Consider the following 26,967-nt stretch of genomic DNA (forward strand, 5'->3'; position numbering starts at 1 on the left):
ACCGTAATGCTCGCAGCGGATGCCAGGACGCTGGCATGATTCAGGATGTGGACGAGCAGACCTGGCGGAAGCGCACCGGACCGACGCTGCTGGTCGCGTCCATCGCGTTCCTGCTCGCCTACTCATGGCGGGTGATCACCGAGGCGGACGGCACTCTGGCGCTGCTCGCGAACATCGTGGTGCTGGTCACCTGGGTCATGTTCGTCGTCGACTACCTGGTGCGGCTGTCGATCGCCGCCGACCATTGGCTGTGGTTCCGCACCCATCTCGCGGATCTGGCGATCACGCTCATCCCGGTGCTGCGGCTGGTGCGCATCGCCCGCGTCTTCACGCATCTGCCGGGTCTGCGGCGCACCAAGGCGGCGGCGCTGCGCACCAGGATCATGGTCTACGGGCTGTTCTCCACGCTGATCCTCATATACATCGCCTCGCTGCAGGTGCTCGACGCCGAGCGCCGCGTGCCGGATGCCACGATCACGAGCTTCGGCGACGCGCTGTGGTGGGCGTGCGTGACCGCGACGACCACCGGATTCGGCGATCTCACACCGGTCACGATCCGCGGACGGATCGTCGGTGTCATCCTCATGTTCGGCGGGGTCGCCCTGGCCGGCGTGATCACCGCGACGCTCGCCTCGTGGGTGTTCGAACGCGGCGCGCACGGTGACGACAGCGCGGATGCCGCGACGAAGGCCGAGGTGCGTGCGCTGCGCGACGACATCGCGGCACTGCGGGCTGCGCTCATCCCCCCGGGTGAGGAGCCCCCGTCGGATGACCGTGTCCCGTAATCTGACCTCATCGACACCGGAGGAGTCATCATGACCGACCTGCCCTCGTGGCGCGACACCGCCACCCGCAAGACGATCGTCGACTTCGTGGAGTCGGTCACGACGGGAGCGGCCGCCGTGCCCGTGGTGGAGCGCATCGCGGTCTTCGACAACGACGGCACGCTGTGGTCCGAGAAGCCGGTCATCATCCAGCTCGACTACATCATCGGCCAGTGGGCGGCCGAGCTGAAGGCCGACCCCTCGCTCGCCGAGAAGCAGCCGTACAAGGCGGTCGCCACCGGCGACCTGGGCTGGATCGGCGGCGCGGTCGAGAAGCACTACGGCGGCGACGACAGCGACCTGAAGGTGCTGCTCGGCGCCCTGGTCGGGCTCACCGACGGCCTGACGGTCGACGAGTACGCGGCATCCGTCGCGGAGTTCTTCCGCACCGCGAAGCACCCCACGCTCGGCACGCTGTTCTCGGGCGCGGTCTACGAGCCGATGCGCGAACTGCTCCGCTACCTCGAGGCGAACGGCTTCACCTGCTACATCGCCTCGGCCGGCGAGCGCGACTTCATGCGCAGCGTCACCGAGGAGTACTACGGCATTCCGCCGGAGCGCGTGATCGGCTCGGCCTACGGCCTCACCTACGACGCGGATGCCCGTGCCGTGAAGTACTCCGCGAACCTGGACTTCCTCGACGACGGGGCGATCAAACCGGTGCGCATCTGGAGCAGGACCGGTCGTCGTCCGCTGCTGGCGGCCGGCAACGCGAACGGCGACCTGCCCATGCTGCAGTTCGCCGTCGGAGACGGCACGGGCCGTCGCGGGCTCGCGCTGCTCGTGCATCACGACGACGACGGCCGCGGCGACACTCCTTACGACAAGGGTGCCGAGCTGGCGCTCGCCGCAGATGACATCACGGTGATCAGCGTCGCCGACGACTGGTCGCAGATCTTCCCCTCGACGGATCCGGAATGAGCGCCACCGCATCCGCGCCCACGCGCGGCTGGCTCGCCCCCACGCTGCACGGGTACAAGCCGGCCTGGCTCGGCGCCGACATCGTGGCCGGGCTGTCGGCCGGCGCGGTCGTCGTCCCGCAGGCGATGGCCTACGCGACGATCGCGAACATGCCGGTACAGGTCGGCCTGTACACGTGCATGGTGCCGATGCTCGTCTACGCCCTGCTCGGCGGATCGCGCGCGATGAGCGTGTCGACGACGTCGACCATCGCGACGCTGACGGCCACCACGCTGGTCTCGGCCGGCGTCGCCGCGAACTCCGACAACCCGGTTCCCGACCTGATGGCGCTGACCCTCATCGTCGGCGTGATCCTGGTGCTGGCCAGGCTGCTGCGTCTGGGCAGCACGGTGGACTACATCTCCAAGCCCACCATCCTGGGCGTGCAGGTCGGGGTCGGCGCGACCGTCGCAGTGGGTCAGCTGCCGAAGCTGCTCGGCGTCGACAGCGAGTACTCCGGGCACGGTTTCATCCGGTCGATCCTGGGCGTGATCGAAGCGGTCCCGGGCATGAACGTGCCCACTCTGCTGCTGTCGGTCGGATCGATCGTCGGACTCGTCCTGCTCAAGCGCTTCCTGCCCAGGGTTCCCGGACCGCTGCTGGTGGTGGCCGCCGGCATCCTGCTCATGGCGTTCACCGGCCTGAAGGACGCAGGGGTCGCCCTGATCGCGCCGGTGCCGACCGGGTTCCCCCCGTTCCAGTTCCCGTCGTTCGCGCACATCCAGGGGATGCTGCCGGGGGCGTTCGCCATCGCCGTGATGGCCTTCCTGGAGTCGAGTGCGGTCGCGCGCGGCATCCGGGAGGCGGGCGAGACCCAGATCGACAGCAACCGCGAGCTGTTCGCGACCGGTGCCGCGAACACGATCGGCTCGTTCTTCCAGGTGCTGCCCGCCGCGGGCGGCTTCTCGCAGAGCGCCGTGAACAAGAACGCCGGTGCGAAGTCGCAGGTCGCCGGGATGGTGACCGTCGGGCTCGCGGTGCTGGTCGCGCTGTTCCTCGGTCCGGTGCTCAGTCTCATGCCGCAGGCGACTCTCGCCGCGCTGGTGTTCGTCGCCGTCGTCGGCCTGATCGACGTGGTCGGCCTGGCCCGGCTGTGGCGGCTGAACCGCCCCGACTTCTGGGTCGCCGCGGTGACCGCGTTCATCGGCCTCACGGCCGGCCTGCTGCTGGCCGTCGCCGTGGGGGTGATGGGCACCTTCGTGGTCGTCTTCCGCGAGCTGAACCGCGTGCGTCTGAACGTGGGCGAGGTGCGCGACGGCGTGCTGCCGGTGCACCTGATCGGCGCGGTCTACACGGCGAACGCTCTGAACTACGAGTCGGCGATCCTGGATGCCGCTGATGCGGCGCCCGGGCTGAAGGCGCTGGTGCTGGAGACGGCGCAGATGCGGGTGGTCTCGGTGACCGTGCTCGACACCCTCACCGATCTGGACCATGAACTGAAGGCGCGCGGCATCGAGCTGCGGCTCGCGGCGGTGCCGCACTCGGCCGCCGTCGTCGCGAGGCGCGGAGGCTGGTTCGAGGGGCTCGAGAACGAGGGGCGCGTGTACGGGTCCCTCGACGAGGCGATGCGCGGGCCCGTGCACTGAGGTCAGCCCCCGAGCATGTGAGGCGGGGCGGGCGACTACCGGCGGCTCACGCGTTCGCGCGCCTCACGCATTGAGTCGCTGGGCGGGTCAAAGCGTGAGCAGCGCGAGAGGGTGCGGAGCGGGCCGGGTTCGCCGTCGGGGGACCGGTCGTGCGAGGGCGCATCGCCCGGGGCGCGGGTGATGCCCGCTCAGTCCCAGTGGCCGGGGCGCTGCAGCACGTGCGACGACACGGTCGCGCCGTCGAGGCCGACCTCGGCGGTCGCGTACAGCAGCGACAGCGTCGGGTAGCCGTGCGTCGTGTTGTCGCGGATGATCGCGCGATCGTCGTCGGGATCGAGCGCCGCGGTCTCCTGGAGCAGCGCGAGCCAGGCATCCGGATCCGATGCCGCGAAGCGCGGCAGCCAGGCGGCGATCCGCGCCGTGCCCGGGTCATCGAGATCGTCGTGCGCGATCATGTGCACGCCGGGATCGACGGGCGTCTCGCGCAGCGAGGCGCCGTCCCAGCTGAGCACGCGAGAGCCCTCGGGTGAGACCTCGAGCAGGTTGAAGCCGTGCATGCTCGGCGAGCCCTGAGGTGACCGACCGGCGACCGACTCCAGCGCCAGGGAGCCGCGCGAGAGCGCCTGATCGGCCGGCAGAGCGAGTACATCGGCCCGGTTGAGCAGCACGGCCAGGCGACGGGATGCCGGGTCGACGGCGAGCCACGCGCCGCCGGCGCGGCGGTCGCGGATGCCGATCACACCGGGGTAGCGCTCGGGCCACCAGGGGCCGAGATCGTCCCAGTCGCGCTGCGGGTCCTCGTCACGGACGGCCAGCAATCGGGCCGAGCCCGGTTCGGTCTCGATGACGACGGTGCACACCCGGCCAGTCTATTTCCCGGAAGCGCCCGGGTCCTGACGTCCTTCGTCTCGCTGCGCTCGCTCAGGATCCGTGACGGGTGTCGTGCTTCCGGGTCCTGAGCGAGGAGCGCCAGCGACGAGACGAAGGATGTTCAGTGCCGGTCGGGCGAGACCCGGGACCAGTCCGTCGGGGCGGCCCTGTAGCCGTCGCGGCGGAGCTCTACGACGGTGGAGATGAGACCCCACAGGGCCACTGCACTGAGAAGGATCACGATGAACATGGCAGTAACGCTACGTCTGGCGGAAAAGTGACACGAGTGGCATGATGGACAGCAATCGCAGGAAAACTGCCAACCTGAATCGAGTGTCGATGAAGACCGTCGCGTGCATCATCCAGCCGGGGTTCGCCCCCTTCGAATTCGGCATCGCCTGCGAGGTGTTCGGCCTCGACCGCTCCGATGACGGTGTGCCGAACTTCGACTTCCGCGTGGTCGCAGCCGACGCCGGCGAGGTGCCCTCGAAGCTGGGCTTCACGGTCGGGGGAGTGGGCGACCTCTCCTTCGCACGGGAGGCCGACGTGCTCGTGATCTGCCCGTTCCCGAAGGAGCAGTGGGATTCCGTCGATCCCCGCATCCTCGATGTGGTCCGTGAAGCGGACGCGCGCGGCGCGTGGATCCTGAGCGAGTGCAGCGGCGTCTTCGCGCTCGCCGAGGCCGGCGTGCTCGACGGGCGCCGCGCGACCACGCACTGGATGTACGCCGATGTGCTGGCGGATCGGTACCCCGCCGTCACCGTCGACCCCGACGTGCTCTTCGTGCACGACGGTCGCATCATCACCAGCGCGGGCACCGCGGCCGGCATCGACGCCTGCCTGTCGCTGCTGCGCATCGAGCTCGGCGCCGAGCTGACCAACCGGGTCGCCCGCCGCATGGTGGTGCCGCCGCAGCGCGACGGCGGGCAGGCGCAGTTCATCGACCGGCCGATCCCCGTCGTCGCCGAGGCGTCGCTCTCGAGCCTGGCGAACTGGGCGGTCGAGCATCTCCACGAGGACCTCTCGGTCGAGCGGCTCTCCGCGCACGCGCACATGTCGCCGCGCACGTTCGCCCGGCGCTTCAAGGCCGAGCACGGCGTCACGCCGGCGGTGTGGCTCACCCGGCAGAGGGTCATCCAGGCGCAGCGGATGCTGGAGCGGACCGACGAGGGCATCGACCAGATCGCGGCGGAGTGCGGATTCGGCTCGGCGGCCGTGCTGCGGCAGAACTTCGCCCGCATCGTCGGCACCAGCCCCACCGCCTACCGCGCGACGTTCAGTTGCGTCGAGGAGTCCGCCGCCTGAGCTCCGGAGCGCGAGAACGGCAACTGAGGCAGACTTGAGGGCGTGAACATCGTCGTCGGGGTCACGGGCGGGATCGCCGCCTACAAGGCCGTGCACCTGGTCCGGCTGCTGACCAAGGGGGGCCACGACGTCACCGTCGTCCCCACCGAGGACGCGCTGCGCTTCGTCGGGCTGCCCACCTGGGAGTCCCTCAGCCGCAACCCCGTGACCACGAGCGTGCACGAGGACGTCGCCCGCGTGCGGCACGTCGCCCTCGGGCAGAACGCCGACCTCGTCGTGATCGCGCCGGCCACAGCGAACACGATCGCGAAGATGACCGCCGGCATCGCCGACGACCTGCTCGGCACGACGCTGCTCGCCACCGAGGCGCCGGTCGTGATCGCCCCGGCGATGCACGCCGAGATGTGGCGGCATCCGGCGACCCAGGCGAACATCCGGACGCTGCGCGAGCGCGGCGTGATCATCGTCGGCCCCGCCGAGGGCGAGCTCGCGGGCGGCGACTCCGGCCCCGGCCGGATGTCGGAGCCGGAGCAGATCGTGGATGCCGCGCACGCGGCGCTCGCGCCGCAGGACCTGACCGGGCTGACCGTCGCGGTGTCCGCAGGCGGCACCCGTGAGCCGATCGACCCGGTGCGCTTCCTCGGCAACCGCTCCAGCGGCCGGCAGGGGGTCGCGCTCGCGGCGTCCGCCGCCGCGCGCGGTGCCGACGTCGTGCTGGTCGCGGCGAACGTCGAGCAGGATGTGCTGGCGGATGCCCGGCATCCGGGCATCCGCGTCGAGGCCGTGGAGACAGCCGCCCAGCTCGCCGACGCGATGCGCGCCGTCGCGCCGGACGCCGATGTGATCGTGATGGCCGCTGCCGTCGCGGACTACCGGCCGGCAGAGGCGGCGACGCAGAAGCTGACCAAGGAGGACGGCGTGCTCACGCGCATCGACCTCGTCGAGAACGAGGACGTGGTCGCGGGCCTGGCCGCGAACCGTCCCGGTGAGCAGACGATCGTGGCCTTCGCGGCCGAGACGCTCACCGATCCGGAGCAGCGCCGCGAGCGCGCCCGCCGCAAGAGGGAGCGCAAGGGCGTCGACCTGCTCGCGGTGAACCGCGCGGATGCCGCGCACGGCTTCGAGCGCGCCGACAACGCGGTCGAGATCATCGGTGACGGCGGTGAGGTCGTCGCCGAGCGCTCCGGCTCCAAGCGCGAGGTCGCCGACGCCATCTGGGACGCGGTGCTCGTCCAGCGCGCAGAGTGAGCGGGTACAGTTGCCCGCTGGCGCGCCCCGAAGCGCCGCGCTAAACTTTTCGTACTGTAGAAATCTACTTCCATGAAATGGAATCACTAATGAATGCTCCGCTGCCCGCCTCGACCACGCGCGAGATCGCGCCCGAGCTGGCCCGTTCCTGGCTGCTCGTCGCGGCGACGCGCCCCGAGACCTTCGACGATGCCGCGGCGTCCCACGCCGACGCCGTCGTGCTCGACATCGAGGACGCCGTCGACGCCAGTCACAAGGACGAGGCCCGCGAGGACGTCATCCGCTGGCTGAACACCGAGGGCAACCGCGCCTGGGTGCGCATCAACGACGCCACCAGCGACCACTGGAGCGCCGACCTCGAAGGGCTGCGCTCGGCTGCCGGCCTGAAGGGCGTGATGCTCGCCAAGACCGAGTTCGGCAGTCAGGTGGAGGACACCTTCAACCGCCTCGGCGCCCGGGTCCCCGTCGTCGCGCTCGTGGAGTCCGCGATCGGCATCGAGAACGCCACCGAGATCGCGCGCGCCAAGGGCGCCTTCCGCCTGGCCTTCGGCAGCGGTGACTTCCGTCGCGACACCGGCATGTCCGCCGACCGTGAGGCGATGGCCTACCCGCGCGCCCGCCTGGTGATCTCCAGCCGCGCCGGCGGCCTGCCGGGCCCGATCGACGGCCCGACCGTCGGCTCCAGTCACCCGATCCTGCGCGAGCAGTCGGCCATCACCGTGTCGATGGGCATGACCGGCAAGCTCTGCCTGCAGACCGACCAGACGCCCGTCGTCAACGAGGTCATCAGCCCGACCCGCACCGACGTCGAGTGGGCGTACGAGTTCCTCGAGGACTTCGACGCCCGCGGCCGCATCGTCCGCGACGGCAGCGACCTGCCGCGCCTGGGCCGTGCCCGCAAGATCATGCAGCTCGCGGAGGCATTCGGCGTCACGCCGAACGGCCGCTGAGCGAACCCTGTCGAGGAAGAAGGAGACACCATGACCGAACGACTCTCCCCGGGCGACGTCGCCCCCGCATTCACCCTGTCCGATGCCGAGGGCGTCACGACCTCGCTCGCGGACTACCGCGGGAAGAACGTCGTCGTGTACTTCTACCCGAAGGCCGCGACCCCGGGCTGCACCACCGAGGCCTGCGACTTCCGCGACAACGTGTCGTCGCTCGCCGCCGCCGGCTATGCCGTCGTGGGCATTTCGCCCGACGAGGTCGCCGACATCAAGTCGTTCTCGGATGCCGAGGGGCTGACGTTCCCGCTGCTGGCCGACACCGACGCATCCGTGGCACGCGCCTGGGGCGTCTGGGGCGAGAAGACCGTGGGCGACCGCACCTTCGACGGCGTCATCCGCTCGACCTTCGTGCTGGACGGCGAGGGCGTCGTGCAGCGTGCCGAGTACGGCGTCGAGGCGACCGGCCACGTGGCGCGACTGCGCGAGGAGCTCGGCGTCTGAATTCTCGCGTCGCGGAATATCGTTGGCGGGAGGGGTTGACAAACCCCTCCCGCCTTCTGCATACTAATTACACATGCTGAAAGAACAGTTCCGGGATACGGAATCAGATCTTCTCGAAGGTCTCCGTATAGCCTTACACCCCGGATGCCAGCATGGCTTGAGGTACGAAGATGTCGCTCGAGGAGTTCAACGCGCTTCCGCGTGAGGACGCCATCACCATCGTGAAGCCGGCGCTCGATGTCGCCCGCTGGATCGATGCGATCGTCGATTCCCGCCCCTACGGGTCGGTCGACGAGATCACCGCAGCCGCCGCCGTCGTGGCCGCCCCGCTCTCGGAGGCGGAGATCGACGGCGCGCTGGCGCACCACCCCCGAATCGGGGAGCAGCCGAAGGGCGCCACCGCCGAGGCCGCGCACTCGCGCAGCGAACAGGCCGGCGTGGACGCATCCGCCGCCGCGGCGCTCGCCGAGGGCAACCGCGCCTACGAGGCGAAGTTCGACCGGGTCTACCTGGTGCGCGCCGCCGGCCGCTCGGCCGACGACATCCTCGCCCTGCTGCAGACGCGGCTCGGCAACACCCCCGAGCAGGAGCTCGCCGTCATCGACCAGCAGCTGCGCGAGATCGCCGCGCTGCGCCTGACGGCGGCCATCGAGACTGAAGGAGCACGCGCATGAGCGTCTCTCACGTGACCACCCACATCCTGGACACATCGATCGGGCGCCCGGCGTCCGGCGTCGCCGTCGTACTCGAGGCCCGAGTCGGCGACGGATGGTCCGAGATCGGTACGGGCCTCACCGATGCTGACGGGCGGGTGAAAGCGCTCGGCCCGGAGCGGCTGGAGAGCGGTGCCTACCGCCTCCGGTTCGACACCGCGGCCTACTTCGCCGGCATCGAAACGGACACCTTCTTCCCGGAGGTGGCGCTGACCTTCTCGGTCGACGCCGCACAGGAGCACTACCACGTGCCGCTCCTGCTGAGCCCGTTCGCCTATTCCACTTACCGAGGAAGCTGAGTACGAAAATGACCAACATCATTCTGGGCAAGAACCAGTACGGCAAGGCCGAGGTCCGCGTCGTCCGCATCACGCGCGACACCGACCGTCACGAGATCGAGGACCTCAACGTCACCTCGCAGCTGCGCGGCGATCTCGACAGCGCGCACTTCGACGGCAACAACGAGCACGTCGTCCCCACCGACACGCAGAAGAACACGGTCTACGCCTTCGCCAAGGACGGCGTCGGCAGCCCGGAGGAGTTCCTTCTGCGCCTCGGCCGTCACTTCACCGGTGAGTTCGACTGGATCACCGGCGGTCGCTGGGAGGCCGAGCAGTACACCTGGCTGCGCATCGAGGGCGACAACGGCGAGCACGACCACTCGTTCGTGCGCGGCGGCACCGAGACCCGCACCTCCGTGGTGCAGATCGACGGCGACGACACGGTCGTCATCGCCGGCCTGCAGGACCTCAAGGTCCTGAAGTCCACGCAGAGCGGCTTCGTCGGCTACCCGAAAGACAAGTACACGACCCTTCCCGAGACCGAGGACCGCATCCTCGCGACCTCGGTGACGGCCAAGTGGCGCTACAACCGCATCGACATCGACTTCAACGAGGTCTTCGCCGACGTTCGTCGCCTGCTGCTCGCGGGCTTCTCGCGCAACTACTCGTACGCCCTGCAGCACACGCTGAAGGAGATGGCCGAGGCCGTGCTCGAGGCGCACCCCGAGATCGACGAGATCCGCTTCTCGACCCCGAACAGCCACCACTTCGTCGTGGACCTGTCGCCGTTCGGGTTGGAGAACCCCAACGAGGTGTTCTTCGCCGCCGACCGTCCTTACGGTCTGATCGAGGCGTCGTTCCTCCGCGAGGGTGCGGACACCGACCACTGGTCGTGGGACGGCATCGCCGGCTTCTGCTGAGCCGGCGCAGCTGACCCGGCGCACGCCGGACAGCACAGGGTGAGCCCGCGGGGGCGGGCTCACCCTCTACTTCCCATGCCCCCGACACGCATGCCCACCCCGAATAGCGGGTCACCGGACGAGGAGGTCCACCAATGACTGCTGCACGCAGCTCAGCCAAGAGCACGACCACGACAGAATCCGCCCGTCCGGAGGACGAGAAGCTGAGCATCGGCTCGGCGTTCACCTACGGGCTCCAGCACGTGCTGACCATGTACGGCGGCATCATCGCCCCGCCGCTCATCATCGGCAGCGCCGCGGGTGTCGACCCGCAGATGATCGGCGTGCTGATCGCCGCCTGCCTCTTCGTCGGCGGTCTCGCCACGCTGCTGCAGACCCTCGGCCTGAAGTTCGGCAAGAACGTGCCACCGCTCTTCGGATCGCAGCTGCCGCTGGTGCAGGGCGTCTCGTTCGCCGGCGTCGCGACCATGCTCGCGATCGTGAACGGCAACAAGGAGACCGGCCTCACCGACATCTTCGGCGCGGTGATCATCGCCGGTCTGATCGGTCTCGTGATCGCCCCGTTCTTCGCGCAGATCGTGCGGTTCTTCCCCGCCGTCGTCACCGGCGTCGTGATCACCACGATCGGTCTGTCGCTGATGCCGGTGGCCGGCAAGTGGATCACGGGCCAGAACCCGGAGGCCCCGGGATGGGCCGACCCGGTCAACATCGGCATCGCCGCCTTCACGCTCGCCGTCATCATGCTGCTGAGCAAGGTCGGCAACGCGTTCATCTCGCGGCTCTCGATCCTCATCGCGATGATCGTCGGCACGATCTTCGCCGTCGTGATCGGTCGCGCCGACTTCTCGAAGGTGCTCGACGGTCCGGTGTTCGCCTTCCCGACGCCGCTGGCGTTCGGTGTTCCGACGTTCAACATCGCGGCGATCCTCTCGATGACGATCGTGGTGCTCGTGATCCTCACCGAGACCACCGCCGACATCCTCGCCGTGGCCGAGATCACGGGCTCCAAGGTCGACCGCAAGCGCATCGCAGCCGGTCTGCGGGCCGACATGGTCTCGACCGCCGTCGCGCCGATCTTCAACTCGTTCACCCAGAGCGCGTTCGCCCAGAACGTCGGCCTGGTCGCCGTCACCAAGATCAAGAGCCGCTACGCCGTGGCGGCCGGCGGCGGCGTGCTGATCGTCCTCGGCCTGTTCCCGGTGCTCGGCCGCATCGTCGCCGCGATGCCCACCGCCGTTCTCGGCGGCGCCGGCATCGTGCTGTTCGGAACGGTCACGGCCTCCGGCATCCGCACGCTGGCGAAGGTCAAGTACGACGGCAACATGAACCTGATCATCGTGGCCACCTCGATCTCGGTCGGCGTGCTGCCCGAGGTCGTTCCGGGCATCTACTCGCACTTCCCGAGCTGGTTCCAGGTCATCTTCAACTCGGGCATCAGCTCGGCCGCGGTGATGGCGATCCTGCTGAACCTGATCTTCAACGTGTGGACCAAGGGCAACTCGGAGAACCCGTCGGTCTTCGGCGCCGCCCCGGTGCGCTCGGTCAAGACCGATGTCATCCGGGTGCTGAAGGAGGGCGACCGCGTGCAGAACGGCAAGCTGGTCGACGCCGAGGGCAAGCACGTGCCCGTGCTGGACGACGACCAGGTCGACTCCTCGCACTGACCAGGGACGCACACGGATGCGGGGTTCGCGGGCGTCGCAAGGCGCCGGCGGGCCCCGCATCCGTCTTGACAACGGCGGCACCCAGGGCGCACACTGGTTTACGTATGATGAAAGCTTTCTTTCACATTATGAAAGAGGCCGAAGAAGTGGGCGAGGAGGTCCGCATGATCGGCTCCCCGCTCCGCGGATCAGCCGCGACCGCCGAACGGCATCCCCGCCGCGGTCACCACCAGCTCGCCGATGTTCGCCTCGGGCGGCAGCTGCGCCATGAACACCACGGCCCTGGCCGCATCGGCCACGTCGAAGGTCGGCTCCACCAGGCGCGAGCCGTCGGGCTGCAGAGCGCCGGACCCCACGCCGATCTCGGTCATGATGCTCGTGGCCGCGTTGCCGATGTCGATCTGGCCGCACGAGATGCCGTCGGCACGGCCGTCCAGATCGATCGACTTCGTCAGGCCGCTGATGGCGTGCTTGCTCACCGAATAGGCCACCGACTGCGGGCGCGGCACGTGCGCCGAGATCGAGCCGTTGTTGATGATGCGGCCGCCGCGCGGCTGCTGCGCGCGCATCGTCCGCATCGCGGCACGCGCGCAGAGCAGGGTGCCGGTCACGTTCACCTCGAGCGTCGCGCGCCAGGCATCCGCCTCCACGTCGGCAGCGGATGCCGCGGGGCCGAACGTCCCGGCGTTGTTGAACAGCACGTCCACGCGGCCCCACTCGGCCACGACGGCCGCGAAGGCGGCATCCACGTCGGCCTCCGACGTCACGTCGGCCGGCAGCACCAGCATCCGCTCCCGGCCCTGTGTGGTCTCGCGCAGCGCCGCCTCGCGGCGCCCGATCAGGGCCACCCGGAATCCGGCGTCGTGCAGTGCGTGCGCGGTCGCCCGACCGATCCCCGAACCCGCGCCCGTCACAACGGCGATGCGCTCTTCCACTTCTGACCTCCACGTTTCGACTTGCTCGCTCGCGAAGCGACCGGGCTGATTCCTACATCTAACAAGAAAGGCCGACCATGTATGCAGATCGCAGCAACGGCGCACTCGGCTCCGACACCGCGGACCACGACCCCGAAGAGACCGCCGAATGGCTCGAGTCGCTCGATGCGCTGATCGCGCAGCGCGGCTCGGACCGGGGCGAGTACATCGTCCGCGAGCTGGTCGACCGCGCCGGCATCACCGCTGAGCCCAGTGCGACCACGGACTACGTCAACACCATCCCGGCATCCGCAGAGCCGGAGTACCCCGGCGACGAGGAGCTGGAGCGGCGCTACCGCGCCTGGATGCGGTGGAACGCCGCCGTCCTGGTGCACCGCGCGCAGCGCCCCGGCGTCGGCGTCGGCGGGCACATCTCCACCTACGCCGGAGCGGCGACCCTGTACGAGGTCGGCTTCAACCACTTCTTCCGCGCCAAGGACCACCCGGGCGGCGGCGACCAGGTGTTCTTCCAGGGCCACGCCTCGCCGGGCATGTACGCCCGCGCCTTCATGGAGGGGCGACTGACCGAGGAGGACCTCGACGGCTTCCGCCAGGAGAAGTCCCGCGAGGGCCACGCGCTGAGCTCGTACCCGCATCCGCGCCTCATGCCGGAGTTCTGGGAGTTCCCGACCGTGTCGATGGGCATCGGCCCGATGAACGCGATCTACCAGGCACAGAACAACCGCTACCTGCACAACCGCGGACTGAAGGACACCTCCGACCAGCACGTCTGGGCGTTCCTCGGCGACGGCGAGATGGACGAGCCGGAGAGCCGCGGCCTGCTGCAGCTCGCCGCCAACGACGGCCTCGACAACCTCACCTTCGTCGTGAACTGCAACCTGCAGCGCCTGGACGGCCCTGTGCGCGGCAACGGCAAGATCATCCAGGAGCTCGAGGGCTTCTTCCGCGGTGCCGGCTGGAACGTCATCAAGGTGGTCTGGGGCCGGCAGTGGGACGACCTGCTCGAACGCGACACCGAGGGCGCCCTGCTCGACATCATGAACACCACCCGAGACGGGGACTACCAGACCTACAAGGCCGAGTCGGGCGGATTCATCCGGGAGAACTTCTTCGGCCGCGACCCGCGCGCGAAGGCGCTCGTCGAGAACCTCACCGACGACGAGATCTGGGGTCTCAAGCGCGGCGGCCACGACTACCACAAGGTCTTCGCGGCCTACCAGCAGTCGATGCAGCGCAACGGCAAGCCCACCGTCATCCTGGTGAAGACGGTGAAGGGCTACGGCCTCGGCCCGCACTTCGAGGCGCGCAACGCGACGCATCAGATGAAGAAGCTCACCCTGCAGGACCTGAAGGACTTCCGCGACCACCTGCGCGTGCCGATCACCGACGCGCAGCTCGAGGAGAACCCGTATCTGCCGCCGTACTACCACCCGGGTCAGGACGCCCCGGAGATCCGGTACATGCAGGAGCGGCGTCGCGCCCTCGGCGGTTACCTGCCCGAGCGCCGGCCGGGCGCCTCTGGCGAGATCGCCCTGCCCGAGGCCAAGGCGTACGAAGTCGCCGCGCGCGGCTCCGGCAAGCAGCAGGCGGCCACCACGATGGCCTTCGTGCGCGTGCTGAAGGACCTCATGCGCGACAAGGAGTTCGGCAAGCGCATCGTGCCGATCATCCCCGACGAGGCGCGCACGTTCGGCATGGACGCGTTCTTCCCGACCGCGAAGATCTACAACCCGAACGGCCAGAACTACCTCGCCGTCGACCGCGACATCGTGCTCTCGTACAAGGAGTCCGAGGCCGGGCAGATCCTGCACGTCGGCATCAACGAGGCGGGTTCGATCGCGGCGTTCACCGCAGCCGGCACCAGCTACGCCACGCACGGCGTGCCGCTCATCCCGGTGTACGTGTTCTACTCGATGTTCGGCTTCCAGCGCACCGGCGACTCGCTCTGGGCGGCCGCCGACCAGATGGCGCGCGGCTTCCTGATCTCGGCCACTGCCGGCCGGACCACGCTCACCGGCGAGGGCCTGCAGCACGCCGACGGGCACTCGCCGCTGCTGGCGGCGACGAACGCCGCCGTGGTCACCTACGATCCGGCATTCGGCTATGAGATCGGGCACATCGTGCGTGCGGGCATCGAGCGGATGTACGGGCCGGATTCCACCGACCGCAACCACATCTACAACATCATGGTCTACAACGAGCCGATCGTTCAGCCCGCCGAGCCCGAGGGCGTCGACGTGGCCGGCATCCTCGGTGGCATCCACCGGATCGCGCCCGCGGCCGCGCCGAAGGCGCACCTGCTGGCATCCGGGATCGGTGTGACCTGGGCGCAGGAGGCTCAGCAGCTGCTGCGCGACGACTGGGGCGTGGACGCCGACATCTGGTCGGTCACCTCGTGGACCGAGTTGCGCCGCGACGCGGTCGCCGCCGAGGAGGACGAGTTCCTCGGGAAGGGCTCTCGAGTGCCGTTCATCCAGCAGCAGCTGGCGGACGCGCACGGTCCGATCGTCGCGGTCAGCGACTACGCGAAGGACTGGGCCGACTCGGTGCGGCATTTCGTGCCGAACGACTGGGCGACGCTCGGCGCCGACGGCTTCGGCTTCTCGGACACCCGCGCCGCCGCCCGCCGGTTCTTCAAGATCGATGGACCGTCGGTCGTCGTGCGCACCCTGCAGCTGCTCGCCAAGCGCGGCGAGGTGGATGCCGCGGTGCCGGCGCAGGCCGCGGAGAAGTACCGCCTGCTCGACGTGAACGCCGGCAGCAGCGGCTCCGACGCGGAGTGACGCATACCGGTCGTTGAGCGAGCGTCCTTCGTCGCGACGCGTCGCGTCGCGTCGCGTCGCTGCGCTCCTCGCTCAGGATCCGAACCGCATCCGGCTCCTGAGCGAGCAGAGCGAGACGAAGGGCGCTCAACGACCGGCGGGGGAAAACCCCGGACACGCAGAAGGCCCCCGGAATGCTCCGGGGGCCTTCGTTGTGGACGGGTCGTCAGGCCGCGAGGTCGGCCGAGATCGCCTCGGCGGCCGAACGCAGCAGCGGGATGGCCCGCGAGGCGAACTCCTCGGTGACGCGCGAGATCGGACCCGACACCGATACGGCGGTCAGCGTCGGAGCATCCGGCACAGCCATCGCGTAGCACCGGACGCCGATCTCCTGCTCCTGCTCGTCGATCGAGTATCCGCGCTCACGGATGCGGTCGAGCTCGGCGATCAGGTCGTCGACCGTGCCGATGCTGTACTCGGTGGGCGTCGCCATGCCGGTGCGTCCGACGATGCCGCGCACCGTGTCGTTCGGCAGCTGCGCGAGGATCGCCTTGCCCACGCCGGTGTCGTGCACGTTGGCGCGGCGGCCCACCTCGGTGAACATGCGCATCGAGTGCTGGGACTGCACCTGTGCGACGTAGACGACCATGTCGCCGTCGAGGACGGCCATGTTGGCGCTCTCGCCGAGCTGGTCGACGAGGTTCTTCAGCTGCGGGCGCGCGAGCGCGCCGAACTGGCGGGCGGCGCCCTCGCCGATGCGGATCAGCCGCGGGCCGAGCGCGTAGCGCCGGTTGGGCAGCTGGCGCGCGTAGCCGAGTGCGACGAGCGTGCGCAGCAGGCGGTGGATGGTGGGGAGGGGCAGGTCGGTCGAGGCGGAGAGCTCGCTCAGCGTGACGTCGCCACCGGCATCCGTTATCAGCTCGAGCAACTCGAACACGCGCTCAACGGACTGCACTCCAGATCCGGAGCTCTTGGCGGGCTTCGTCGCATCGACCATGGTCTCTCCCTCAACATTCGTCACTGTAATTCCATCATGCGAAAGGCGGATGCCGGAAACCGGAGTGTCCCAGAACTCGCAGGTTGCCAAAAACTTTCGCTAAGTAGATAATAGTGTCCACGATACGAAAAACAACAGCCCTCGAAGGGGAGGCATCATGGCGAACCCGGGTCCTGGCAACTCGATCACCCTGCGCATCGACGCTCCGTCCAACTTCAGCGTGACCAGCGAGCTCGCGGCGACCGCCGCCGCTGCCGGCGCTGTCATCACCGCACTCGACGTCGTCGAGTCGCACCCGACGACCATCGTCGTCGACCTGACCTGCAACACCACCGACGAGGCACACGCCGAGAGCATCCGCGACGCGGTTCAGGCGCTCGACGGCGTGCACGTGCGCCAGGTCAGCGACCGCACCTTCCTCATGCACCTCGGCGGCAAGCTCGAGGTCGTCCCCAGCGTGCCGCTGCGCAACCGCGACGACCTGTCCCGTGCGTACACCCCCGGTGTCGCCCGCGTCTGCATGGCGATCGCCGAGGACAAGAGCAAGGCCCGCAAGCTCACCGTCAAGCGCAACACCATCGCCGTGGTCACCGACGGCTCGGCCGTGCTCGGCCTGGGCAACATCGGCCCCGAGGCCGCACTGCCCGTCATGGAGGGCAAGGCCGCCCTGTTCAAGCAGTTCGCCAACGTCGACGCCTGGCCGGTCTGCCTCGACACCCAGGACACCGAGGAGATCATCAAGATCGTCAAGGCGATCGCCCCGGTCTACGGCGGCGTGAACCTCGAGGACATCGCCGCGCCCCGCTGCTTCGAGATCGAGGCCCGCCTGCGCGACGAGCTCGACATCCCCGTCTTCCACGACGACCAGCACGGCACCGCGATCGTCACCCTTGCCGCGCTGCACAACGCGCTGAAGGTGGTCGACAAGAAGATCGAGGACGTCCGCATCGTCCTCTCCGGAGTCGGCGCCGCCGGCAACGCCATCGCGCAGCTGCTGCTCGAGCAGGGCGCCGTCGACATCGTCGCCTGCGGCCGCAACGGCGCCATCAACCGCGACGACGAGTACACCGACGCGCACCGCATCGAGCTCGCCGCCACCACCAACCCGCGCAACTTCAGCGGCTCGCTGAAGGAGGCGATCGTCGGCGCCGACGTGTTCATCGGCGTCAGCGCCCCGAACGTGCTCGACGAGGCCGACATCGCCGCGATGGCGGACGACGCGATCGTGTTCGCCATGGCCAACCCGACCCCCGAGGTCGACCCGGTCGTCGCGTCCAAGCACGCCGCCGTGGTGGCCACCGGCCGCAGCGACTTCCCGAACCAGATCAACAACGTGCTGGCGTTCCCCGGCTTCTTCCGCGGTCTGCTGGACGCGGGCGTGTCCGACATCACGCCGCCTATGCTGGTCGCAGCCGCCGAGGCGATCGCCAGTCGCGTCGACGATGAGGAGCGCAACGCGAGCTTCATCATCCCCAGCGTGTTCGACCCCGAGGTGGCGGGCGCCGTCGCCGAGGCGATCGTGCGCGTCGTCAAGGCCGGCAAGGAGTGAATGATTTGACCGTCAACGGAACCCTGGGCGAGCAGGACCTCGCAGACGTCGACACCGCGCTCAGCGGCACCGACACGCTGCTCGCGACCGAGTACCCCGGTGATGACGGCTCGCGTCAGCCCGTGCACACGCTGTACGTGCCGGCCGACCGCTTCACCCCGGAGCTCACCGCACAGCTCGGAACGGATGCCGCGGCTGCGGCATCCGCGTTCGGAGGGGTCGCCGCATTGGCCGAGGCGGTCGGTCTCGGCCACCTCGCCGGCGAGCTCGCCCCGCTGGTCGAGGCCAAGCTGGCGAACGAGCCGGTCGAGGACCTGCGCCTCGACTTCGAGGACGGTTACGGCGCACGCCCCGACGGCGAGGAGGACGCCGACGCGGTCCTCGCCGCCGAACGGGTCTCCCAGGCGGTCGCCACCGGTGTCGCACCGCCCTTCATCGGCATCCGCTTCAAGTGCTTCGAGGCGCCGACGCGGCGCCGCGGCATCCGCACTCTCGATCTGTTCCTGACCACGCTCGTCCGCAACGGCGGGCTGCCGGACGGTCTTGTGCTGACGCTGCCGAAGGTGACGACCGTCGAGCAGGTCGAGGCGATGGTCTCGCTCTGCGAGATCTTCGAGGAGCGGCTCGGCCTTCCCGCCGGGCGTCTGCGGTTCGAGGTGCAGATGGAGACACCGCAGCTGATCGTCGCCGCAGACGGCTCCGTGCCGGTCGCGACCCTGCTGCACCGGTCGAGCGGCCGCGTCACCGCCCTGCACTACGGCACCTACGACTACAGTGCCTCGCTGCAGATCGCCGCGGCCTACCAGTCCATGGAGCACCCGGCCGCCGACTACGCCAAGCAGGTCATGCAGGTCGCGGTCGCCGAGACGGGCGTGCGTCTCTCGGACGGATCGACCAACGTCATCCCCGTCGGCGAGAACGCGGAGGATGCCTGGAAGCTGCACGCCCGCCTGGTGCGGCGCTCGCTCGAGCGCGGCTACTACCAGGGCTGGGACCTGCACGCCGCACAGCTGCCCACGCGGTATCTCGCGACCTACGCGTTCTACCGCGAGGGCTTCGCCGCCGCCGCCAAGCGCCTGGACAACTACCTGCACGGCAGCGACGCGACGATCATGGATGAACCTGCCACCGCCCGCGCTCTGGCGCGGTTCGTGGTGCGCGGCGCCGAATGCGGCGCGATCACCGAAGACGAGGTGCGGTCCGCGACGGGTGCTGAGCCCGCCGAGCTCGTCCGCCTCGCTCACCCGAAGCTCGCAGCCAAGGAGAACGCATGAGCTATTACACCCCCGCCGGAGGCCTGCCCCCGCAGACCGACCTGCTCACCGACCGCGCGATCGTCAAGCTCGCCTACACGGTCATCCCGAAGGGCGTGCTGCGTGACATCGTCACCAGCAGCCTGCCCGGGTTCACGAACACCCGTGCATGGATCATCGCCAAGCCGACCCCGAGCTCCGCGATGACGTTCTCGCAGCTGATCGTCGAGATCTCCCCTGGCGGCGGGGCGGCGAAGCCCGAGGTCGAGGCCGGCGTCGAGGGCGTGGTGTTCGTCACCACCGGTGCGCTCACGCTGACGCTCGAGGGCGAGACCCACGTGCTCGAGGAGGGCGGCTACGCCTTCCTCGCGCCGGGCGCGAACTGGTCGCTGAAGAACGAGGGCGACGAGATCACCAGCTTCCACTGGATCCGCAAGGCCTACGAGTGGATCGACGGGGTCGACGCCCCGGCATCCTTCGTCACCCGCGACCAGGACATCGAGCCGACCCCCATGGTCGGCACCGATGCCTGGCTGACCACCCGGTTCGCCGACTCGAACGACATGGCGCACGACATGCAGGTGAACATCGTCACCTTCAAGCCGGGCGGATCGATCCCGTTCGCCGAGACGCACGTCATGGAGCACGGTCTGTTCGTGCTCGAGGGCAAGGCCGTCTACCGCCTCAACGACGACTGGGTCGAGGTCGAGGCCGGCGACTACATGCTGCTCCGCGCGTTCTGCCCGCAGGCCTGCTACGCCGGCGGCCCTGGAGACTTCCGCTACCTGCTGTACAAGGACATGAACCGGCAGATCAAGCTGACCTGACGTTCGGTCCCGTGAACGCCGTCCGCCGAACGGGTGGGCGGCGTTCGTGCATCAGGGGTCGCTCGGCAGCTCGGCCGGTCCGCGAGAACAGGACGTCTCGCGAGAACAGGACAGATCCCCGGCATCCATCCTGTTCTCGCACGTTGTCCTGTCTTCGAGGTGGGGATGCCGGGATCTATAACCCCGGCATCCCGTGGCTGCGTCATCAGATCGCCGAGACCGCGTAGGGACGTCGTCCGGTCGGCTTAGGGTGGTCGTACACCCGCACAGGAGCGCGCATGCAAGAACTCGTGGGCAAGCTCTCCGCACTCGACCCGGAGGCGAGCGATGCCCTGAAGGTCGTCGCCTACTTCGACGCCCTGATCTCGAACCGGGTCGGGCCCGCAGGGCTGCTGCGCGGCGCGGCAGTGCTGTCCGGGGCCGTGATCGGGCTGGACCGGCACGGCTCCATCATGCGCTGCGATCCCCAGGGAGTGCGGATGCCCGAGCAGCCGCAGCCCGACGGCGTCATGAACGCAGCCACGAGCGGCGGGGTCGTCTGGCTGGAGCGCAGCGGTTCGCCGCACGCCAATGACCGGATCATCCTGGAACGGCTCGCGCTCGGGCTGCAGCTGCTGGACAGCTCCGGCGCCGAATCCAACTCTCTCGCGGTCGCGATCGACTCCGGACGTCCGCTGGAAGAGCGCGTCGCGGCGCTCGGGCGTCTGAAGCTCGAGCCGCACGACAGCATCCGACTGGTCGCAACCGCCGTCGAGAGCAGCCCCGGTCCCGGTCCCACGGTCGTGATGCCCACCCGCTACGGCATGATGCGAGCGACGATCGAGACCGGGACGACGGCAGGCGGGCGTGCCGGACTGGGGTTGCGCGCACGCGCAGACCACGCACCGGACTCCTGGCTGGGCGCTGTCATCGCCCTCCGTCTCGCGACCGATCTGACTCCGGTCGTGGACGCCGCCGATCTCGGTGCGATGCTGCTGCTTGCGACGGCCTACGACCCGGATGCTCCGCATGAAGACGTTCGGGCGCTCGCCTCCCTCGATCCGCGGAACGCGGAGATCCTGCGGGTGATCGTCGAATCCGACAGCATCCGCAGCGCCGCGACGGAGCTCGGGATGCACCACTCGACCGTGCAGGCGAAGCACGATTCCCTCACTCGCGCGCTCGGGTACGACGTACGGACGACGTCGGGGCGGATGCGCTACATCGCGGCCGAGATGCTGCGTCGCGTCACCGAGGGAGTCTGACGCAGCATCCCGGCATGCGGATCAGAGCCGCATCAGGATCTTGCTCGCCCCGGTCCCGGCGCGCAGAGCGTGCAGGGCATCGACCACTTCGTCGAGCGAGCGCTCCTCGACCCAGCCGGAAGTGTCGTAGAAGCCACCGGCCATGCCGGCGATCACCGCATCGAACTCCTCCGGGCGGTAGCCGACCGCGCCGGCGATCTCCGTCTCGCCCATCATCAGCCCGGTGAGGGCCAGCTCCGCCGGATGCTCGTGCAGCGCGACGACCACGACCCGGCCGCCGGGCGTGAGCGATGCCAGAGCGGACGAGACGGCGGGGCCCGCTCCCGCGGCGTCCACCGCCGCATCGACGCCGTTGCCGTCGGTGAGGGCCGCGACCGCAGTACCGAGGTCCTCGTGCAGGGGGTCGATGACCTGAGCGCCGAGGGCGGCGATCGCTGCACGACGGTCGGCGCTGGGCTCGGAGACCAGCACCTTCTCGACCCCGAGCGACTTCAGGGCGAACCAGGCGCCGAGACCGATCGGGCCGGCGCCGGCGATCAGCGCGGTTCCGCCGGCTTGGACCCCCGTGCGCGCGACGGCGTGCCAGCCGACGCTCATGGGCTCGACCAGCGCGGCCATCCGCAGGTCGACGCTGTCGGGCACCACGTGCAGCAGTGAGGCGTCGAAGACCGAGTACTCGGCCAGGCCGCCGCTCGGCGAGCTCGCACCGAGCGATCCCATCTTCAGGCACGAGAAGGGCAGCCCGCGCCTGCACGCCAGGCATTCGCCACAGGAGACCTCGAGCGGGAACACCGCCCCGCGCTCGCCCACCTTCACGCCGGTCACACCCTCGCCGACTTCGACGACGGTGCCGGAGAACTCGTGGCCGAGGATCTGGGGCAGCGAAGCTCCTGTCAGCGGGTGCGGCCTGCTCGGGTCGAACGGCAGCGATTCCGGGTAGAAGTAGAAGTGCAGATCCGACCCGCAGATGCCCGCGTACGCGTTGCGCAGCTTCACCTGCCCAGGTCCCGGGCTCGGCTCCGGGACCTCCTCGACCCGCAGATCCTCCTTGCCGTAGAAACGGGCAGCTCTCATGTCCTTCTCCTGCCTTTCGATTGTCGTGTCCGTCGGCGTCAGCCGAGGATCCTCGCGACCCAGTCGTTCCGCGCGGCGACGGCCGCCTGCGAGACGGCGGCGTGGGGCGCGATCATGTCGAATCCGTGGAAGCCGCCCGCCCACACGTGGAGCTCCGCCTGCACCCCGGATGCCCAGAGCGTCGATGCGTATGCGACGTCCTCGTCCCGGAAGACCTCGGCCGATCCGACATCGATGAAGGCGGGAGGGAGACCGGACAGGTCGGTCGCGCGCGCCGGCGCCGCGTAGATCGAGACATCGTCCGTGCCGCGGCGCTCGCCGAGCAGCGCGGTCCAGCCCATCACGTTGCTCTCGCGCACCCACGAACCGGCGTCGTCGTACTGCTGAGTGGAGACGGTCTGGTCGCGGTCGTCGAGCATCGGGCAGATGAGCACCTGCCCGATCAGCTTCGGCCCCAGGCGATCACGCGCGAGCAGGGCTGTGCCCGCGGAGAGACCGCCGCCGGCACTCGCGCCGGTGATCAGGATGCGGTCGGGGTCGATGCCGAGCTCGTCCGCGTGTTCGGCCATCCACACCAGCCCGGCGTAGCAGTCCTCTACGGGAAACGGGTCGGGGAACTCCGGTGCCAGGCGGTACTCCACCGTCACGGCGACGGCATCGTGCTCGACGACCCACGGCAGGACCCCGGGCATCCCGATCATCCGCTCGCCGGCGACCATGCCGCCGCCGTGGATGTTGTAGATACCGGCACCGAAACCCTGGTGGTCGGTGCGGTGGAAGATCGAGGCGACCAGCTCGGCGCCCTCGTATCCGGGCACTGTCACATCGCGCCTGGTCACGCCCATGGTGGCGAGCGCCTCCTCCGAGACGTCGAAGAATGCTCCGGGCTCGCGGGCGGCCGGGACCGCATCGAGGGTCATCACGAGCGGGACCTGTGCCGAGAAGACCTCGTAGACCGCGTCGAGCTCGGGATCGAACGGCGGCCTGGTGGTGGTGATGGTCATGTGCTTCCTCCTGCTCTCCGGCCGCCTCGTTGCGGCCTCTCTCTCGATGCTCGCAATGCGCGGAGGCCCGGGAGTACCGCCGAACGTGGCGGATCGGCGGCATCCTGACCGCCGGATGCGCGTTGTCCTCGCACGCACAGCGAAGCGGGGCCCGCCGGACGGCGGACCCCGCTTCGGGTGCGGGTCAGGCCGCGGCTGCGGCGGCGGCCTTCTCCTCGGCGGTGGGGATCTGCTCGATCCGGCCGAGCACCACGGTGTAGAAGATGATGCCGACCACGAGCATGACCGCGGCGATGACGAACGCCATCGCGAAGCTGCCGGTGAACTGGACGACGAAGCCGGTGACGATCGGCGCGGTCGTGCCGATGAGGTTGTTCACGGTGTTCATGACCGCACCGGTCGCACCCACGGCACCTTCCGGGGCGATCAGGGCGGGGAGGGAGTTCGTCACGCTGAATGCGATCGTGATGCCCGTGATCCCGAGCGTGATCCAGACGAGCGACCAGAAGAGGCTGTGCGTGAACGCCGTGCCGACGATCGTGGTCGCGAGCAGCATGCCGCCGATGATGAACACGCGCCGCACGAGAGTGCTGGACTTGCCGTTCTTGATCAGGCGGTCCAGGAAGAAGCCGGGCAGCAGGTACTGGACGACCACGGCGACCAGCCAGGGGACGGCCGTGTAGAGGCCGGATGAGGCGACATCCATGTCCATCTCGGCCTGCAGGAAGCCGGGCAGCCAGGTGAGCAGCATCCACTGCACGTAGCCGGCGCAGCCCAGACCCAGGGACATGCCCCACACCTTGCGCTGGCGCAGGATGTAGCCGAGGCTCGCGAGCGGGTTCGGGGTGGGGGCGTCCTCGTGCTGCGCGCCACCGTCGAGGATGTGCTTCAGCTCGGCGTCGCTCAGCTTGCCCGCACGGTTCATCTCCTTCGGGTCGCGATAGCGGATGAAGAAGAGGATGGTGCAGATGAGGCTGAGCACACCGATGGCGACGAACGCGCCACGCCATCCGAACAGGGCGACCGCGGCCCCGACGATCGGGAAGCCGACCACGTTCGACAGACGCTGGCCGCTGTCGAAGATGACGGTCGCCATGCCTCGTTCTGTTCGCGGGAACCAGTAGCTGGTGACCTTCATCGCGCCGGGGAAGATCGGCGCCTCGGCGAAACCGAGGATGAGGCGGGCGATGAGCAGCAGCCCCATTCCGCTGATCATGGCGGTGAGGAAGCAGGAGACCGCCCACAGCACGGTCGCGGTTCGCATGACCCACTTGATGCCGATCTTGTCGAGCAGCATGCCCATCGGGATCTGCATCAGTGCGTAGGACCAGCCGAAGCAGCCGAGGATGATGCCCATCTGGCCGGCCGTCATGCCGAACTCGAGTCGCATCTCATGCTCGGCGACCGACATCGAACTGCGATCGATGTAGTTGACCAGAACGGCGAAGAAGAGGATGAAGGCGATCCCCCAGCGCACCCGGCCGATCTTCTTCGGGCTCGGGATGATCAGCCCGGTCTTGGGGATCTTGGCGGGGTCAGGGGAACTGATGGAAGACATGGTGATGCAGAGACCTCTCTTGCTCGTCATCGAGTTGAGTCTGGACGCTCCTGTTCAGGGCGCGTCAGCACTGTAACCCCGCATCGCAGGTTTTCACAATAGAGAATTTAATATTCGGATTGTGGAAGTACCGAGAGCAGGCTTCAGGCCACCCGCTCTTGACACCCCTTCGCTCCCGCGCGTAGAATTTCACGCACAGGAAGAAAACTTCCACGATTTGAAATCAAGGGTGATCACATGAGCTACACCGTCAACGCCTCGATCCTGCTGACAGACCTGCCGGTGAACGAGCGTCCGGCTGCCGTCAAGGCCGCCGGCTTCGACGCCGTCGAGTTCTGGTGGCCCTTCTCGACCGCCGTCCCCGCGGCATCCGAGGTCGACGCCTTCGTCACCGCGATCCAGGATGCCGGCGTGCAGTTGACCGGCCTGAACTTCTTCGCGGGCGACATGCCCGCCGGCGACCGCGGGCTGGTCTCGTGGGTCGGCCGCGAGGACGAGTTCCGCGCCAACGTCGACGTCGTCGTCGCGATCGGCGAGCGTACCGGTACCAAGGCCTTCAACGCCCTGTACGGCCTGCGCCAGGAGGGCGTGTCCGAGCAGGAGCAGGACGACCTCGCCGTCGAGAACCTCGCGATCGCGGGCCGCGCCGTCGCCGAGCTGGGCGGCATCGTGCTGCTCGAGCCGGTCTCGGGTGCCGATGCCTACCCGCTGAAGACCGCTGCCGACGCGCTCGCGATCATCGAGCGTGTGAAGAACGAGCAGGGCGTGCACAACGTCAAGCTGCTCGCGGACTTCTACCACCTGGCTGTCAACGGCGACGACGTCGCCGCCGTGATCGCCGGTCACGCCGCCGAGTTCGGCCACATCCAGATCGCGGATGCCCCGGGCCGCGGCGAGCCCGGCACCGGTGACCTGCCGATCGCGCAGTGGATCGCCGATGCGCAGGCCGGCGGCTACCAGGGCGTCATCGGCCTGGAGTACAAGGCCACGCAGGCCGACCCGTTCGCCTGGACCGCGGCCACCGCGCAGGCCTGACCCCACCACCTTTCCGCGAAGGAGCGAAGACATGACCAGCATCGCATTCATCGGACTCGGCATCATGGGCCTGCCGATGGCCAAGAACCTCGTCACCGCCGGCTACGACGTGACCGGCTTCAACCGCAGCCAGGAGGCGATCGACAAGCTCGTCGCCGCCGGCGGCAAGGGCGCCACCAGCATCGCCGACGCCGTGAAGGACGCCGACGTCGTCATCACGATGGTCCCGGACTCCCCGGATGTCGCGGGCGTCGTGCAGGGGCCGGACGGCGTGTTCGCCAACGCCAAGGCCGGTGCGCTGTGGATCGACAACTCGTCGATCCGCCCCGACGTCGCCAAGGAGCTCGCCGAGGAGGCCGTGGCCGCCGGCTTCGGCGCCGTCGACGCCCCCGTCTCGGGTGGCGAGCAGGGCGCCATCGACGGTGTGCTCTCGATCATGACCGGCGGTTCGCCGGAGGACTTCGCCAAGGCGGAGCCCGTGCTGAACGCGGTCGGCAAGACCATCGTGCACGTCGGCCCCGCCGGTGCCGGTCAGACCGTGAAGGCCGCCAACCAGCTCATCGTCGCCGTCAACATCCAGGCACTCAGTGAGGCGATCCTCTTCCTCGAGGCCTACGGCGTCGACACGGACGCCGCACTCAAGGTGCTCGGCGGGGGGCTGGCCGGCTCGAAGGTGCTCGACCAGAAGGGGCAGAAGATCCTCGACCGCGACTTCACCCCCGGCTTCCGCCTGGCCCTGCACAACAAGGACCTGGGCATCGTCACCGCCGCTGCACGACAGGCAGGCATCTCCGTTCCCCTCGGCTCCGCTGTCGCGCAGCTGGTCACCTCGCTCGTGGCCCGCGGCGACGGCGGCCTCGACCACTCCGGTCTGTTCAAGCTCACCGCCGAGCTCTCCGGTCGCGACTGA

The 26,967-nt window shown here is 69.0% G+C and carries 25 protein-coding genes; 18 read left to right on the plus strand and 7 right to left on the minus strand.

Going from position 1 to position 26,967, the window contains the following annotated elements; genetic code table 11:
• Positions 1–35: 35 nt before the first annotated feature.
• Genes ACFVAE_RS12195 through ACFVAE_RS12205 form a run of 3 tightly spaced genes read left to right on the plus strand, consistent with a single transcriptional unit; the run spans position 36 to position 3,370 of the window.
• A complete protein-coding gene (locus ACFVAE_RS12195) occupies positions 36–785 on the plus strand; it encodes a potassium channel family protein (protein ID WP_378892290.1) in 750 nt (249 codons plus the stop codon).
• Positions 786–815: 30 nt separating this feature from the next.
• Positions 816–1,745, plus strand: coding sequence for an HAD family hydrolase (locus tag ACFVAE_RS12200; RefSeq protein WP_378892293.1), 930 nt, complete (start codon positions 816–818; stop codon positions 1,743–1,745).
• The gene (locus ACFVAE_RS12205) at positions 1,742–3,370 is read left to right on the plus strand and encodes a SulP family inorganic anion transporter (protein WP_378892295.1); all 1,629 of its coding nucleotides are present in this window, start codon (positions 1,742–1,744) and stop codon (positions 3,368–3,370) included. Before ACFVAE_RS12200 ends, ACFVAE_RS12205 begins: the two co-directional genes overlap by 4 nt.
• 188 nt (positions 3,371–3,558) lie before the next feature.
• Here ACFVAE_RS12205 and ACFVAE_RS12210 read toward each other — a convergent pair whose 3' ends face one another.
• Both ACFVAE_RS12210 and ACFVAE_RS12215 read right to left on the minus strand, forming a co-directional pair.
• Positions 3,559–4,230 carry an NRDE family protein gene (locus tag ACFVAE_RS12210; protein ID WP_378892298.1) on the minus strand — a complete coding sequence of 224 codons (672 nt, stop codon included), beginning with the start codon at positions 4,228–4,230 and terminating at the stop codon, positions 3,559–3,561.
• Between the two features lie 131 nt (positions 4,231–4,361).
• Positions 4,362–4,490 (minus strand): hypothetical protein, encoded by a 129-nt coding sequence (locus tag ACFVAE_RS12215; protein WP_378892302.1) that lies wholly within the window; start codon positions 4,488–4,490, stop codon positions 4,362–4,364.
• Positions 4,491–4,579: 89 nt separating this feature from the next.
• On the opposite strand from ACFVAE_RS12215, the gene ACFVAE_RS12220 reads away from it, so the two are divergent.
• The 8 genes from ACFVAE_RS12220 (at position 4,580) to ACFVAE_RS12255 (ending at position 11,819) form a co-directional block, all read left to right on the plus strand.
• Positions 4,580–5,545: a GlxA family transcriptional regulator gene (locus tag ACFVAE_RS12220; RefSeq protein WP_378893563.1), complete on the plus strand. Its 966-nt coding sequence runs from the start codon at positions 4,580–4,582 to the stop codon at positions 5,543–5,545.
• Between the two features lie 42 nt (positions 5,546–5,587).
• On the plus strand, positions 5,588–6,793 hold the full coding sequence (gene coaBC / locus ACFVAE_RS12225) for a bifunctional phosphopantothenoylcysteine decarboxylase/phosphopantothenate--cysteine ligase CoaBC (protein ID WP_378892305.1): 1,206 nt from the start codon (positions 5,588–5,590) through the stop codon (positions 6,791–6,793).
• 89 nt (positions 6,794–6,882) lie between these two features.
• Positions 6,883–7,743, plus strand: coding sequence for an HpcH/HpaI aldolase/citrate lyase family protein (locus ACFVAE_RS12230; RefSeq protein ID WP_378892308.1), 861 nt, complete (start codon positions 6,883–6,885; stop codon positions 7,741–7,743).
• A gap of 30 nt (positions 7,744–7,773) precedes the next feature.
• Positions 7,774–8,241 (plus strand): thioredoxin-dependent thiol peroxidase, encoded by a 468-nt coding sequence (gene bcp / locus ACFVAE_RS12235; RefSeq protein WP_378892311.1) that lies wholly within the window; start codon positions 7,774–7,776, stop codon positions 8,239–8,241.
• Positions 8,242–8,411: 170 nt separating this feature from the next.
• Positions 8,412–8,915 (plus strand): 2-oxo-4-hydroxy-4-carboxy-5-ureidoimidazoline decarboxylase, encoded by a 504-nt coding sequence (gene uraD, locus ACFVAE_RS12240; RefSeq protein WP_378892314.1) that lies wholly within the window; start codon positions 8,412–8,414, stop codon positions 8,913–8,915.
• Complete coding sequence (gene uraH / locus ACFVAE_RS12245; protein WP_378858553.1) at positions 8,912–9,253, plus strand: hydroxyisourate hydrolase; 342 nt, start codon at positions 8,912–8,914, stop codon at positions 9,251–9,253. Before uraD ends, uraH begins: the two co-directional genes overlap by 4 nt.
• Before the next feature lie 8 nt (positions 9,254–9,261).
• Positions 9,262–10,155, plus strand: coding sequence for a factor-independent urate hydroxylase (gene pucL / locus ACFVAE_RS12250; RefSeq protein WP_378892317.1), 894 nt, complete (start codon positions 9,262–9,264; stop codon positions 10,153–10,155).
• Positions 10,156–10,289: 134 nt separating this feature from the next.
• Entirely contained in the window at positions 10,290–11,819 is a 1,530-nt protein-coding gene (locus ACFVAE_RS12255; RefSeq protein ID WP_378892320.1) for a nucleobase:cation symporter-2 family protein, read from the plus strand.
• 188 nt (positions 11,820–12,007) lie between these two features.
• On the opposite strand, the gene ACFVAE_RS12260 is transcribed toward ACFVAE_RS12255, so the two are convergent.
• A complete protein-coding gene (locus ACFVAE_RS12260; RefSeq protein ID WP_378892323.1) occupies positions 12,008–12,754 on the minus strand; it encodes an SDR family oxidoreductase in 747 nt (248 codons plus the stop codon).
• A 77-nt stretch (positions 12,755–12,831) separates the two neighbouring features.
• On the opposite strand from ACFVAE_RS12260, the gene aceE reads away from it, so the two are divergent.
• A complete protein-coding gene (gene aceE, locus ACFVAE_RS12265) occupies positions 12,832–15,537 on the plus strand; it encodes a pyruvate dehydrogenase (acetyl-transferring), homodimeric type (protein ID WP_378892326.1) in 2,706 nt (901 codons plus the stop codon).
• A gap of 205 nt (positions 15,538–15,742) precedes the next feature.
• Here aceE and ACFVAE_RS12270 read toward each other — a convergent pair whose 3' ends face one another.
• Entirely contained in the window at positions 15,743–16,513 is a 771-nt protein-coding gene (locus ACFVAE_RS12270; RefSeq protein ID WP_378892329.1) for an IclR family transcriptional regulator, read from the minus strand.
• A gap of 157 nt (positions 16,514–16,670) precedes the next feature.
• Between ACFVAE_RS12270 and ACFVAE_RS12275 the strand changes: the two genes are divergently transcribed.
• From ACFVAE_RS12275 to ACFVAE_RS12290, 4 genes are all read left to right on the plus strand, one after another.
• Complete coding sequence (locus ACFVAE_RS12275; RefSeq protein WP_378892332.1) at positions 16,671–18,062, plus strand: NAD-dependent malic enzyme; 1,392 nt, start codon at positions 16,671–16,673, stop codon at positions 18,060–18,062.
• A gap of 5 nt (positions 18,063–18,067) precedes the next feature.
• The gene (locus tag ACFVAE_RS12280; protein ID WP_378892335.1) at positions 18,068–19,336 is read left to right on the plus strand and encodes a DUF6986 family protein; all 1,269 of its coding nucleotides are present in this window, start codon (positions 18,068–18,070) and stop codon (positions 19,334–19,336) included.
• Entirely contained in the window at positions 19,333–20,142 is an 810-nt protein-coding gene (locus ACFVAE_RS12285; RefSeq protein WP_378892337.1) for a bifunctional allantoicase/(S)-ureidoglycine aminohydrolase, read from the plus strand. The genes ACFVAE_RS12280 and ACFVAE_RS12285 overlap by 4 nt, the downstream gene beginning before the upstream one ends.
• 278 nt (positions 20,143–20,420) lie before the next feature.
• Entirely contained in the window at positions 20,421–21,386 is a 966-nt protein-coding gene (locus ACFVAE_RS12290) for a hypothetical protein (RefSeq protein WP_378892340.1), read from the plus strand.
• 21 nt (positions 21,387–21,407) lie between these two features.
• Here ACFVAE_RS12290 and ACFVAE_RS12295 read toward each other — a convergent pair whose 3' ends face one another.
• From ACFVAE_RS12295 to ACFVAE_RS12305, 3 genes are all read right to left on the minus strand, one after another.
• Positions 21,408–22,460, minus strand: a complete 1,053-nt coding sequence (locus tag ACFVAE_RS12295) for an alcohol dehydrogenase catalytic domain-containing protein (protein ID WP_378892343.1) — start codon at positions 22,458–22,460, stop codon at positions 21,408–21,410.
• A gap of 38 nt (positions 22,461–22,498) precedes the next feature.
• Positions 22,499–23,464, minus strand: a complete 966-nt coding sequence (locus ACFVAE_RS12300) for an alpha/beta hydrolase (protein WP_378892345.1) — start codon at positions 23,462–23,464, stop codon at positions 22,499–22,501.
• Positions 23,465–23,648: 184 nt separating this feature from the next.
• On the minus strand, positions 23,649–25,052 hold the full coding sequence (locus ACFVAE_RS12305) for an MFS transporter (protein ID WP_378892348.1): 1,404 nt from the start codon (positions 25,050–25,052) through the stop codon (positions 23,649–23,651).
• Between the two features lie 207 nt (positions 25,053–25,259).
• On the opposite strand from ACFVAE_RS12305, the gene ACFVAE_RS12310 reads away from it, so the two are divergent.
• Both ACFVAE_RS12310 and ACFVAE_RS12315 read left to right on the plus strand, forming a co-directional pair.
• Positions 25,260–26,057 carry a hydroxypyruvate isomerase family protein gene (locus tag ACFVAE_RS12310; protein ID WP_378892351.1) on the plus strand — a complete coding sequence of 266 codons (798 nt, stop codon included), beginning with the start codon at positions 25,260–25,262 and terminating at the stop codon, positions 26,055–26,057.
• Between the two features lie 31 nt (positions 26,058–26,088).
• Positions 26,089–26,967: a 2-hydroxy-3-oxopropionate reductase gene (locus ACFVAE_RS12315; RefSeq protein WP_378892353.1), complete on the plus strand. Its 879-nt coding sequence runs from the start codon at positions 26,089–26,091 to the stop codon at positions 26,965–26,967.

Source organism: Microbacterium sp. NPDC057659, from assembly GCF_042799915.1.
GTDB lineage: Bacteria > Actinomycetota > Actinomycetes > Actinomycetales > Microbacteriaceae > Microbacterium.